This is a genomic window from Photobacterium sagamiensis, from assembly GCF_050337085.1.
Classification (GTDB): Bacteria; Pseudomonadota; Gammaproteobacteria; order Enterobacterales; family Vibrionaceae; genus Photobacterium; species Photobacterium sagamiensis.
The window spans coordinates 115,004-127,422 of the sequence record NZ_JAKJSP010000011.1 but is presented as its reverse complement, the minus strand read 5'-3'; the positions used below and the strand labels follow the sequence as shown (position 1 = coordinate 127,422).

General features: G+C 46.1%; 9 protein-coding genes. 2 read left to right on the top strand and 7 right to left on the bottom strand.

Features of this window, described 5'->3' with window-relative positions; translation table 11 throughout:
- The first annotated feature begins 10 nt into the window (after positions 1-10).
- Positions 11-265, top strand: coding sequence for a hypothetical protein (locus L4D76_RS01590; RefSeq protein WP_428439178.1), 255 nt, complete (start codon positions 11-13; stop codon positions 263-265).
- A gap of 137 nt (positions 266-402) precedes the next feature.
- On the opposite strand, the gene L4D76_RS01585 is transcribed toward L4D76_RS01590, so the two are convergent.
- The 3 genes from L4D76_RS01585 to L4D76_RS01575 all read right to left on the bottom strand — a co-directional run bounded on the left by L4D76_RS01585 (position 403) and on the right by L4D76_RS01575 (position 4,900).
- Positions 403-1,878, bottom strand: coding sequence for a peptide MFS transporter (locus L4D76_RS01585; RefSeq protein WP_428439177.1), 1,476 nt, complete (start codon positions 1,876-1,878; stop codon positions 403-405).
- 460 nt (positions 1,879-2,338) lie between these two features.
- Positions 2,339-3,694, bottom strand: a complete 1,356-nt coding sequence (gene dcuC, locus L4D76_RS01580) for an anaerobic C4-dicarboxylate transporter DcuC (protein ID WP_428439176.1) — start codon at positions 3,692-3,694, stop codon at positions 2,339-2,341.
- A gap of 336 nt (positions 3,695-4,030) precedes the next feature.
- Positions 4,031-4,900 (bottom strand): LysR family transcriptional regulator, encoded by an 870-nt coding sequence (locus tag L4D76_RS01575; protein ID WP_428439175.1) that lies wholly within the window; start codon positions 4,898-4,900, stop codon positions 4,031-4,033.
- A 403-nt stretch (positions 4,901-5,303) separates the two neighbouring features.
- Between L4D76_RS01575 and L4D76_RS01570 the strand changes: the two genes are divergently transcribed.
- Complete coding sequence (locus tag L4D76_RS01570; RefSeq protein ID WP_428439174.1) at positions 5,304-6,521, top strand: MFS transporter; 1,218 nt, start codon at positions 5,304-5,306, stop codon at positions 6,519-6,521.
- Positions 6,522-6,595: 74 nt separating this feature from the next.
- Here L4D76_RS01570 and glpC read toward each other — a convergent pair whose 3' ends face one another.
- The 4 genes from glpC to L4D76_RS01550 all read right to left on the bottom strand — a co-directional run bounded on the left by glpC (position 6,596) and on the right by L4D76_RS01550 (position 12,309).
- A complete protein-coding gene (gene glpC, locus L4D76_RS01565) occupies positions 6,596-7,807 on the bottom strand; it encodes an anaerobic glycerol-3-phosphate dehydrogenase subunit GlpC (protein ID WP_428439173.1) in 1,212 nt (403 codons plus the stop codon).
- Positions 7,804-9,150, bottom strand: a complete 1,347-nt coding sequence (gene glpB, locus L4D76_RS01560; protein WP_428439172.1) for a glycerol-3-phosphate dehydrogenase subunit GlpB — start codon at positions 9,148-9,150, stop codon at positions 7,804-7,806. Before glpB ends, glpC begins: the two co-directional genes overlap by 4 nt.
- Positions 9,147-10,874 (bottom strand): anaerobic glycerol-3-phosphate dehydrogenase subunit A, encoded by a 1,728-nt coding sequence (gene glpA, locus L4D76_RS01555; protein WP_428439171.1) that lies wholly within the window; start codon positions 10,872-10,874, stop codon positions 9,147-9,149. Before glpA ends, glpB begins: the two co-directional genes overlap by 4 nt.
- Positions 10,875-11,115: 241 nt before the next feature.
- Positions 11,116-12,309, bottom strand: a complete 1,194-nt coding sequence (locus L4D76_RS01550; protein ID WP_428439170.1) for a GGDEF domain-containing protein — start codon at positions 12,307-12,309, stop codon at positions 11,116-11,118.
- Between the last annotated feature and the right edge of the window lie 110 nt (positions 12,310-12,419).

Below are 12,419 nucleotides of genomic sequence, written 5' to 3'. Positions count from 1 at the left end.
GAAGCGTCGGATGCGCAGTTTGAGCCACTCGGTAACCGTCAAACCCGTAGATCAGCCCAATGAACAGCCTGACGGTTCCATTATTGAGTACACCTCGTTCGTTGTGAGGTGGTATGAAGATGATCTTGTTGAAACGACAAAATGGTTTGGGCCAAAACGGTGGGGAACACTTGAAAAGGCTGAGATAGCGGCTCACCAGTTTGCAGCCAAGAAACGTGCAGAGCATACGGGCGGTGAATTGCATTTACCTAAATCATTGTCTTGAAGTGGTTTGGGCATATCGCCTTGTGCACAACTCAAAATAGTATTCGGTAATTTCATAGCTTTAAAATAAAAAGGCCTCCAAGAAGGAGGCCAAATTAACGTTATTACTTCAAATGCAATGAGGTTGCTACAGGTCGATTACCCTTCAGCTTGCGCAGGAACCATGTCTTGTGATTCTTCGCTGCTCTTAAGCATTACGCGGATAACACGAGAGGCCAGTAATGCCACGGCTACCATCACAACAGCCAGTACTGTTAATGTGCTGAAGTAGCCGCCATATACGGTTTGTACGATTTCCTGAGTGATCTCCTGGCCTTTCTCTAGCGCGATTGAGGTAGAGAAGACGGCACCAACGATACCACTAAGAGCAATCGCAACCGAGAACAGGCTCACAGAGAAATTCTCAATGTGCTTAGGAGCGACGGATAGAATGAAGGCGACGACCATACTACCGACAATCACTTCAGCAAGAGCCTGGAAGAAGTGAATGGCCAGGAATACTTCAGGGCGAATTATCACATCTGGTCCAACGCTCATAACGGCAGCGGTAAGGATACCGAACGCAATAGCGGTTAGGATGAATGCAAAGCCGACTTTAGTTGCTGTTGAGAAGTTGATATTGCGCTTCTCAAGAGAAGAAAATGTCATCGCAATTAATGGCCCACCCAAGATGCACCACAATGGGTTCATTGCCATTGAAGCTTCTGGTGCAATAGGAATAAATCCGAACAGATCACCACGCATAGTGTTAATCGTTACCATGGTCATCGATGTCATCATCTGCCCGTAGTACACGAAGAAAGCGGTAGTCAGAGCAGTCATGATGAGGATGGTGCCCATCTTGAGTGCATCGGCCTTCTCGGCTTTAAGCATTAATGAAATAAAGTATCCGATGGCAGCAGCGCCGATCGCATAGACAATGTTCTGGCCGATATCCATGTTGGAGAACATGAAAAAGACGAGTCCGATCATCGAAATAGAAATGCCGATAAATGCGACCCAGTTTTTTGGGCTGACAGGCTGTTGATCAATATCAGCGCCAACGGTTAGCAACGGTTTGCGAGAAAGAACCAGAATAACGAATGCGACGAAAGCCATAGACGCCGACAATGTGAAGCTGCCATTAAATCCAACCACTAGAACGAACATCGGGAACAGGTATTGTCCAAAGAGTGCGCCGATATTATTAACGGAGTAGTTGACCGGATAGCCATTCTCGAAGTCTTCTTCATTAGAAAACGTACGCTTAAACAGGCTCGGATAGGAAGGAGACATCAGGCCGCGAGAGTAACTGGCCAGCGCGATACCAACAAGGCTCAAAGAGATATTTGTTGTTGATGCGCCTAATACCAACAAGGCATATCCAATTGCGAAGCCACAATAGCTGATAGTGAGAGAGCGGTACGCCCCTAAAAACTTATCGGCTATGAATCCGCCAGCAATAGCGAAAAGAGGTCCTATCGATGAGAAAGCACCAACCACCATCATGGTATCCGCTTCGCTATACCCAAGGTCTTCCAGGAAGAACCTTGTCAAAATTACCATCACGCCGTAAAACGATAAGCCAAACATCATTTGGCAAACCATCATTGACTTATTAAGTCGATTCCACATAACTAGATCTCTTTGTTTATGGACAAAAAAGTAAAGTAAAAAAGTGTAAGTATTTATAAATTCGTGTTGATAATAACATTAATAAGGTTATTCAACCCGAGCGCTTTGTCGCAAAAAACGATTACCACGCATTAGATCATCTAATTCATTGGGTGAGTTTTTCTTATGCTTGATTTGGTGTTGGAGCTTGATTTGATGTGATATTCAGCGTTTATGTATGGAAGTGGCGCCATTGTCGTCAGGTGCAACTAGTTGGGGTGGGTAATACGGTCGCCTTCTGATTAGTTTTACTAATCCAGGGGGCGGGGTGGAACGGTGTAGTGGTGATACGCCTGTAAAGAGGAAGTCTTTCAGTTTTCTCGGCTAACGATCTGTGGGTAACCCGCAAGTTGAATTTAGAAAAAAGCCCGCATGAGCGGGCTTCTAAAGAGTTAACCGTGGTCTATTGAAACCGTGGCTGTTATGCCATAGGTACCATGATTTGGGTTGCCACAATAACAATGACAATACCCACAATCACAGGTACGGAAGTACGCTTAGCGACTTCAAACGGAGAGAGCTTCGCCATGCCCGAACACGCAACCACCACACCTGATACTGGTGAAACAGTACGACCAAGGTTTGATGCCTGAAGCATAGGAATAACCAGAAACGCTGGGTTAATCCCCATTTTCGCGGCAAGGCTTGGGATCAATTCAACGAAAGCATAGAAAGGTGCATTACCTGAACCTGTCGTGATTGCAGCAACAGTCGTGATCGCAACAAGCAGAACCATTAGAACAATACCACCTGCACCCGCAACTTCAGCAAGATGAAGCAGGTTGTCGATGAAGCCAATAGATTTCAGACCTTGTGCAAAAACACCGGCAGAGATTAATAGCATGACCACGCCAGAGAAGGCATCAGCCATACCCTTATACGCCGCATCCAGACCTGCGAACACTTCTGTTGAGTTGCGGTGACGGATAAGTTCGATAATGGCAGCCAGGAACAGGCAGATAACCAAAATAGTTACAATATGCAGCTGTGGCAGTAATTTACCGCTGAATAATAAAACGCCGATGATAGGTGTGAATGGCAGGATGCAGAAGAACTTAGGTGCATCAACGTTTAGTTCACTTACATCAAGCTTTTCATGCACAACACCTTCTTTATCATCAAGGTAACGCTGCCAGAAAAAGTGGGCTGCAGCCATACCAATGATAGCGACGATAGAGATAGGCAGTGTTGTCTTGAATGCAAAATCAATCAGTTCCATACCCGCAGCTTCAGCGGCAACAACCACATCACCAGAAGTAGGAGAAAGAATGATCGCAGCAGGTGAAGCACAGATAGCGGCAGCAGCGCCACGGCTGATCCCCATGTTTACCATGAGTGGGAACAGCGTCGCCATTAGAAGTACACCCAAACCTGTTGCGGATGATACAGCCAGTGACATCAGGCAGGCTACAAAGTAGGTCGCGACCATCAAGACATAAGGGGATTTGATAAACTGTAGTGGTTTTGATGCCATTTTCACGACCATGTCGTTGGCACCAATTTTTGTCATATAAGCTGCGAAGCCACAAAGTACCATGATCATCATGCCCAGGCCGCCGGCACGATACATTAACAGGTACTTAATATATTCGAAAACGTCAGTCGCTGCGTTTCCTGTAGATGTTACGCTAGATGGCAGTACGTCTTTACCTAGTGCTGCTGTGATAGCGAGCAAGATAATACCGCCAGTTAATAACACTCCCGTTGCCGTGTATCCTTTGAAGATGTAGCGACCTACACCCCCTGCAATGAGAAGACCAATTAATAGCTCCAACATGGAAATATCCTTTTAAACTACAAATAAAATAGAAAATGCAAGAAACGCATACATTATTAAATGTTTTCTTACATATTATGGCTGGGCAATTTACCTAAAAAAAGATATGTAGACGACAGTTAACAACTAATCTTATGATCTAAAGCAGGGTTTTATATGGCGTGTTAATTAAGTGCTACAGTGATGAAAAATATTGCTATAGCAGCTGTAAAGAGTTGATGGGATTGTGAGTTGTGGTTGTTAATTGAGCAAGTGATGGCTAACCCTATATAAGATAACAAGTCATATTAACCAAGGGCAGAGCACTTCATGATTAAATGTAAATATTGTTGTTAATCAGCAATGTTTTTTAACAAACGCCATGAAGGCACGATCGGCGAGTGACAGGTAGCCATTTTTACGCCAGGCCATGGCAATATTCAGATAAACAGGCTCAGCGAAGGGGATTGGAATTAACCCTTTTTCATGTTCAGTCACCAGCTCTAATAGAGCAGAGACCGCGAAATTATGTCTGATAATATTGAGGATCATTGGCAGAAGGTTAGTTTCAAAGGATATTTGAGGTTTAAAGTGATGGGTGTGGCAGATCTGATCAATAAACTCGCGGTGGAAATAACCTGGCTTGAACATGACGAGCTCTTCTTTAAAGAAGTCTTCGAAATGAATTAGCGACTGTGAGGCTAGTTCATGTTCTTCACTCACGACGGCAACCATCTGTGAAGTAATAAGGTGTTCAGTTTCTAGCCTGTCAGGCACATCGGCGTTATGGATCACACCTAAATCAAGTTCGCCGTCTAATAACATTTTACGGATTGATTGGGTGCCGGCTTCGACTATGGTTAATTTCAGGTTGGGATACTGACTTTTAAATCCCATTAATATTTCCGGGAAAAAGTATGAGCCCAGCATACTGGGAACACCTAATCGCACTTCGCCTCTTTCCAATCCTTTCAATTCATCCATGGCAATATTCGCATCATTAATTTGCTGCAATATGCATCGGGCATGTTCGAGTAATACTTTGCCTTCATGGGTCAGCGTGACTTTACGATCAGTGCGATGAAACAGAGGTAAATCCAGTTGCTGCTCAAATTTCTTAATCGCAACACTTAAGGCGGGCTGAGCAATGTGTAGTCGCTCCGCTGCACGAGTGAAGTTTGCTGTTTCAGCAAGGGTGACGAAATACGTTAGTTGGCGAGTATCCATATACCCAAGTAACCTCAAGATGTTAGTTTCAGCGAGAATTTATTGGCTTCTAGGTAAGGCGCGGATTTGAAGACATAGTAGTTCTACGTTAAAAATCTGCAACGCAGCATAGAAGTCAATAAAACTCGCCCTTTGGGAGTGAGTCAGTGAGCCCACTTCTGCGTCAAATGAGCTTGAAAGGGACAACCATTCCTGTGCTCATTTTTCTTGAATTGAACTCGCTGAGCTCACTCTGAATTCTACATCTTGAGGTCACTTGGGTATAGTTATAACCTTTATTTATCATCCCGATAGTTTTTATATATTTTCATTATTGCGTGTCAATTGCTACCGTTTCATTGTTGTCACAAGTGTTCTCTTTGTTTTATGTACTTTGGATCCTTATTTGCTGAGTAGTTTGAATATGATTGAAATAAAAACGCCTGCATACCGCCGTGTCAGTTTTGCTCTCGCCTTAGGCTCCTTCCTGGTGTTTTGTAACCTCTATTTGTTTCAACCGATGTTGCCGCTAATGGCCGCAAAATTTGCAGTGAGTGCCGCTCAGGTTAACTGGCTATTGGCCGCAGGTACGCTGACCCTGGCGTTAACGCTCGTGCCGTGGGCGGTAAGTTCAGAAGTTATAGGACGTCGGCGCGTGATGATGCTGAGTTTATTCTTGTTGCCATTTGTCGGGCTGACAATGCTGCTTGCCGATAGTTTGCTGATGCTGATCTTAACCCGGGCTGTTATGGGGGTGTCGCTGGCTGGTTTTGCCGCTGTTGCGGTGGCTTATATGGCTGAAGAGTTTAGTACAAAGGCATTAATGATGGCTGTCGGGAGTTATATCAGTGCGAATTCGCTGGGGGGGATCACCGGGCGATTGTTTGGTGGCATTGTGACTGAAAATTGGGGCTGGCAAACAGCAGTGATCGGGATGGCGGTGTTCAGTTTTCTCGGCGCTTTGCTTGTTCATGTATTGTTACCGGAACAACAATATTTTCAGCCACAGAGAGGCCAATTACGTGCTCATAATAAAAGCGTGCTACAGCATTTGAAGCAGCCGGTATTGTGGCTGGCGATGCTGATTGGCGGTGTAAACTTCTCGTTGTTTGTAAACTTATATACGGTCATGGGGTTTCGCTTAGTCGCTCCCCCTTATTCATTACCGATCAGCTTGGCATCAATGATCTTTCTTTGTTATTTAAGTGGTACGGTAACCGCTAAATTAAGTGGCAGGTGGAGCCAGGTACACAGCCCCGTTAACGGCATGATTTTGGGCACCACTGTCAGTGCACTGGGTATGTGGCTCGCAGTATATGATTCTCTGTTTACCATGATTATCGGCTTATTATTAATCAGTTCAGGCGCCTTTTTTACCCATTCGCTGGCGTACGCCTGGGTAAGTCAGAAAGCGAAAACCGCGAAGGCAACGGCGACGGCATTGTACCTGGTGCACTACTATATTGGCGGCAGTCTCGGCGGCTTCTATCTCATCGCCTGTTGGCAATACGGTGCGTGGTCGGCAGTATTGGCGGGAGGAACGATATTGTATTGCCTGATTTACGTACTGTGTTTGCGCTTAAAGCACTTGGGGAACGATAAAGAAAAAGCCGCGTCAGATGGCATTCAGCCCGCGGCTTAATATCGGTCTTATGCATTGCTGGTACTAGTCGCAATGAATGAGAGGGCATCACCCCCTCATTTACGGTTTGATGATCAGGCGAGGGCCATGGCCAGCAAAGAGACTGGGTGGATGGTTTCTAATGACGTATTCTCTTCGATTTGCCATTTGCACGTTTCGCAATCGGTAATAGCAAAATCGGCATCCGACTGACGGATCTGGTTGAACAGCTTTTCACCGATCGCCATAGAGGTATCGTAGTTTTCGGTTTTAAAGCCGTAAGTACCGGCAAGACCGCAACATTGGCTATCTAAGACCTGTACTTCCAGTCCCGGGATCATCTTCAGTAATTCAATGGTATATAAGCTGCCGCCAGTGCGCTCAAGGTGGCAAGGTGTATGGTAGACAATTTTCTTATTGATTGGCTTCATTTTTGGCGTCTTGCCATTCATGAAGTTTTTCAATAAAAATCGGGTGACATATTCGATTTTGTCGGCCACATTCGCGTTATCCACTTTTAAAACATGCGGATATTCTTCGCGTAAAGTGAAAGAGCATGTTGATGAGGTTGATACGATGGTGGAATCGTATTTTTCAATCGCTGTTTCAAAGTTCTTAACGTTCAGTTTGGCATTTTTCTTGGCTTTATCGAAAAAACCATTAGCAATCAATGGAACGCCACAGCATTTTTCTTTGTCCAGCAGTTGAACCCCAATGCTCATGGCGTTCATCACTTTGACAAAGTCTTTACCTAGCTGCGGGTGGTTATAGTTAACAAAACAGCCATGGAAATAATGCACTTGCTGAGGGTACAGTGCCTGACTGGTGCAGTTTTGTTTGTACCAGCGGCGGAATGTACCATGGGAGTACTTAGGCAGGCTCTTATGGTCATGTACCCCAATGGTTTTGTGCATGACCTTCTTTACCGGTTTAAGGCTGGTGACTGCATTGACCACAGGAGCAAATGGTGTGGCTACCGAGCCCATTAAGTCGGTATGGCTTAAGACAAAATCACGAATGGTTTTGATATTCAGTGGCAGTTTAGCGTGTTTGTCACGGGCAACCGCAATGATGTCACCAATTTTAACGCCTGAAGGGCAGACAGTTTCACACCGTTTACAGTTGGTGCAGAGTTTCAGGGTTTCATCATAATACTCCGGGCTTTTTAAGCGCAGGCGTTCGCCATCGGGACCACACTGTTTAGGCCCCGGAAATTCTGGGTTTGCTTTAGCGACCGGGCAGTAAACGGTACAAACGGTGCATTTGATACACTGGTCAAAGCTGGTGTCTTTTTGTAGAAGGCTCATGCGATAGTCCTTTCTTGTTGTTCTTGCTCAGGCTCAGACTTGGTCTGGCTCGGTAAGTTAGCATTTGCGATCATTTGCTCGGCGATACAGTAGCCAGTACTGATCGCGACACCGCTGCCACATCCTTCAAACACGGGATCATAATGAGCGAGCAATGCGCCAGCGCAGAATAAGTTTCCTACCGTCTGATTATTCACAGATGCCTGCAACTGCGAGTTACAGTCGACACCCATTTTCAGGAATGGATGGGCCTGTTGGGAAAAAAACTGAGGCTGATACCAGTGGTCGCGATCCGGAATAGCGACAGTATCGAGACCAAAGACGGGCTCTTTGATACTCAGGCGATCAGCGGCCAGGCCGCGGTTGAAGAAGCTGCCCGTTGCAATAACAAAGTGATCCGCGACCAGAGGCATATCTTGATGGTTGCGGGTATAAATACATTTCAGTTTACCATCTTCAAAATCACCGCCCTGAACCTCATCGCCGACCAGGATGAGACCTCCTAGCGTTTTATAGTGAGATTTCATCGCTTCTTCAAGGCGAATACCGAGTAAAGACGGTGGCATGGTTGGCAGTTCACAAATCGTAAAGCCGGTTAATTCTTCTAAGAGCTTGATAGTTGCTGCGCCATCACCATTACCAAATACGGCAGGAAGCACCACCAGATCGGCTTTGCCTACCGATTGAATTAAGGATTTAGCAAACGCATGAAGTTTCGTTTCATCACGCAGTACCCGCGAAATATCGATCGAGCGGAATTCACAAGGATTACGCTGCATGGTGTCAAAGTCAGGCAACTCCACCGCAGCAGTGGTAATTTTCACCTCTTTAAACTGTGACAGCTTAGCCAGGTTATCAGCCGCCAGTTGCGGTTGGAAATCGCGGAAACCGTCAACGGTCACTAGGGCGATATGGCCCAATTGCCCGGCCGTATTGAACAGTGGAAACTGATGTACCGTTTGCTGAGATAACCAGGTTGAGCGGAATGTGCCCATTGGTGTCAGGCGAAGATGGTTAGCCTCGTCTGATTGAGAAGAAAGCAGCACGCCACGCGCCTGGATCATGTCCTGATACCAGGTTAGTGCTTCGCGTACTTTGGTTTCGCCTAATTTGCTATAAGGATGGTTAGGGCTCTGGGCTTTCAGTTCATCGAATTGTGCAAAAGGCTGATAAACAGGTTCCCCGTTTGGCAGTCGGCTTAATACATCAATAGAGCCTGAAGAGAAGTGCAATGCACTTTGGCCTGCCGCAATAACCGCGGTTTTGAGCCCAGCTTCTGCACAGCGGATAGCACAACTTAACCCGGCAACACCGCCACCAATAATCAAGCTATCAAATTTCATGATGCAACCTCGCTGTTTTCGCCATTGATCTTGTTCTTAATTTCGATATTGCTTTCATTAGTCTCTGACTGAATATCTGGTGTCTTTGTATCGGTTGATGTCGGGATGTCGTTCTGCTCCGGAATATCACTGACGCCAAACAGACCTTCATAAATCCAGTAGGTGAATTCCCCTTCACGCAGCGCATCGCCCCAGAATACCGGTTTGATACCTTTCCAGCGTTCTTCAAGAAAATCGCTGAGTAAATGACTGGCTTCGGTGCCCGAGGCATGACCGTATTCAGCGAACAGGCCTGCAGCACGATAAGAGCAGAGTTCCCCCTGACATGGCCCCATACCAACGCGAGTACGGCGACGCAGATCGACCAGGTTATGGACATCCAGTTCTTTAATAGCGTATTCCACCTCGCCGCTGGTCACCATTTCGCATTCACAGATAACCGCCTTGCTCTTCTTATCATTTTTCAGGAATTTTTCTGCGCGTTCGCCATGGCGGTAATAAGCTGATTGATAAACTGGTTTTGCCAGACTTGCGGTGTGTTTGATTTTTTTGGGTGCCTGTTCAGAACCTGGCAGAGGTTTTTCATGAGTGATACAAGGTTGAGTATTCCCCAGCTTTTTCGCGACCATGTCGGTCGCCCATTCAGCCATCATGCGGTAGGTCATTAACTTGCCGCCGGTAATGGTGATGAAGCCGTCCATGCCGTCACGTTCCGCATGGTCAAGCAGCACAATACCGCGGCTGATATTACGACCGCTGGTATCGCCATCAACTGCAACGAGAGGGCGAACACCGGCATAAGCTCGAAGAACACGGGTATTAGCCATAATTGGTGCTAACTTGGTCCCTTCTTCCAATAAAATGTCGATTTCTTTGCTGGTAACGTGCAGATCATCGATTTTATCGTAATCAATACGTTCAGATGTGGTGCCTATCAGTGAGATGGTATCGCCGGGAACCAAAATATCGGCATCGGATGGTTTACGGCAGCGGTTAATGACCAAGTTGTTGATACGGTAATCAAGAATTAACAGCGACCCTTTGGCCGGGAACATCTTGATATTCAGATCACCGTATTCGCAGATTTGCTGGCCCCAGATCCCGGCAGCATTAATGACTTGTTTTGCCCGGACGGAAAAATGCTCACCGGTTTTCATGTTAAGACAATTGACGCCTTTTACAGCATGGCCTTCGCGGATTAATCCGGTAACAGTACAGTGGTTAAACAGGCGTGCACCGTGTTCAACCGCGTCCAATACATTGGATGCCGCTAAACGGAAGGGGTCGATAGTGCCATCAGGCACTTTCACAGCACCAATCAAATCAGGATTACAGTTGGGCTCTAAGCGCAGGGCTTCTTCCGGACTCAGCTGTTCAACGTTGATATCAGCACGGGTACAGGCCGATAAGAAGGTTTTCTGGAAGTCGAGGTCATCATCGGGCAGCGATATAAATAATCCCTGTGTGTCTTCGACACAGTGGCGAGCGATTTTTTTCAGGATACGGTTTTCCTGAATACATTCACGGGCAGATTCTTCATCCGTGACAGCATAGCGCGCCCCTGAATGAAGCAGGCCATGGTTGCGGCCTGTGGTGCCTGATGCAAGATCATCTCTTTCAATCAGTATGCATTTGATCCCGCGCAATGCGCAGTCACGCATAATGCCTGTTCCGGTTGCACCGCCACCGATGATCACTACGTCTGTTTCAAACCAACTAGTCATGTTCGTTTTCGCTTATTGTTTGTTAACCAGCCCACACAGGATCAGTTTGATTCCCTCTCTTATAGAATAAATATGCCATTTTTTAGCGAGGGATTATTTGATCTACTACACGTTAATGAGCGAACGAGCATTCGTTCGCGCCATTATGTGCTTGGGTGACTAATTAATAGGCAAGTGAACCGAAAAAGAGCCTTAAGGCTCTTAATAAGTGACAGGGGAAATGAAATTATGAGCGAAAACGTTAAGCGACGGCTTGGCGGCGCTCACTTTCGAGGTATTGATGGCCTACAGGGTGGAAACGACAGCAGTCGCGGCCAGACTTCTTACACTCGTAAAGGGCGCGATCGGCCCGTTCAAGCATAGATGACAACGTATCGCCTGGTGAATAGGTAGAAATACCAATACAGGTTGTGATGCTTAAGTGGGTATCATCGAGACCAATCGGAAAATCCAATTTGCGAATACTGTCGAGCATACGTTCGGAAATTTTATGGGCCATTGCCTGATCGCAGCGAGGCAGAAATAATATAAATTCCTCGCCACCATAACGCCCGAGCAGATCGGTTTTACGTATTTTGGTCTGCATGAAGTCAGTGAATCCGCGCAGCACTATATCTCCGGCCCCATGGCCCCAGGTATCATTGATACGCTTAAACTTATCGATATCGAACAGTAATACTGAAAAGGAATTGCCTTTAAGTTCGCAGTTTACCAGTGATTTCTGCGCCAGTTGCAATAACATGCGGCGGTTATAAATACCGGTTAACGGATCCAGCGTCGCCTGGCGGTAGAGTCGCATCAACATGTAGAGCTTAGAGAGCTGAGACCAAAGTACCATCAAGGCCAAGACAGCTTGTAGCCAGTAATTGGTGAGATTTTCAGGAGAAAGCAGCCGTTCTGCTAGTAGATTTACCAAAACTTGCGTCAGTGTTGTGATAGCCAGCAGGCTGAGACTTTCTTTCATGGTGAGCGGAAGAATGGTAAGAACGGCAACATGAATAATGGGTAACAGCGTGTAGCCATATTCATATCCGCTGAAGGCCAGCGGAAAGTCGAGCACGATTAAGCTATACACGTAGAACAGGTTGAATGCGATAACCAGCGCAGTTATGCACCATTGTGCTTGCCTTAACGAGGTGTGTTCGTGATTTTTTTTTGCGAGAAAAAATAGAAAAATGCCAAGGCTAATGCGAGCAATGGTAATTTTCAGGCTTTGCTCCTGGGGCAAAAAGCAAAGGTCGAAGGGGATCCATAAGAGGATAAGCGCTCCCCAAACGATAGAGAGCAATGATGTCCGGTTGCGGAGGTATCCGCTTCGTGTGTTCTGAAAGCTGGATGTATGCGGTTTTGAACTCCACAAATCAGGTATATACAGTTTTACTGACTTAAGAAGCGGCTCCAGGCTTTCTTGCATTGCTCTTCTTTTATTGTCCATTTTCTTCCCGACTTTGCATATAGCTACTGGTTAGGGACAGAACAAAGTACAGCACAAATTGTTCTTATTATTATGGAACTCATTATTCTACACATTGAATAACATCACTG

Excerpts from the sequence above, each read along its gene's own strand:
- L4D76_RS01590 (WP_428439178.1), top strand. The coding sequence starts at position 11 with ATGCGCAGTTTGAGCCACTCGGTAACCGTCAAACCCGTAGATCAGCCC.
- L4D76_RS01585 (WP_428439177.1), bottom strand. The coding sequence starts at position 1,878 with ATGTGGAATCGACTTAATAAGTCAATGATGGTTTGCCAAATGATGTTT.
- dcuC (WP_428439176.1), bottom strand. The coding sequence starts at position 3,694 with ATGTTGGAGCTATTAATTGGTCTTCTCATTGCAGGGGGTGTAGGTCGC.
- L4D76_RS01575 (WP_428439175.1), bottom strand. The coding sequence starts at position 4,900 with ATGGATACTCGCCAACTAACGTATTTCGTCACCCTTGCTGAAACAGCA.
- L4D76_RS01570 (WP_428439174.1), top strand. The coding sequence starts at position 5,304 with ATGATTGAAATAAAAACGCCTGCATACCGCCGTGTCAGTTTTGCTCTC.
- glpC (WP_428439173.1), bottom strand. The coding sequence starts at position 7,807 with ATGAGCCTTCTACAAAAAGACACCAGCTTTGACCAGTGTATCAAATGC.
- glpB (WP_428439172.1), bottom strand. The coding sequence starts at position 9,150 with ATGAAATTTGATAGCTTGATTATTGGTGGCGGTGTTGCCGGGTTAAGT.
- glpA (WP_428439171.1), bottom strand. The coding sequence starts at position 10,874 with ATGACTAGTTGGTTTGAAACAGACGTAGTGATCATCGGTGGCGGTGCA.
- L4D76_RS01550 (WP_428439170.1), bottom strand. The coding sequence starts at position 12,309 with ATGGACAATAAAAGAAGAGCAATGCAAGAAAGCCTGGAGCCGCTTCTT.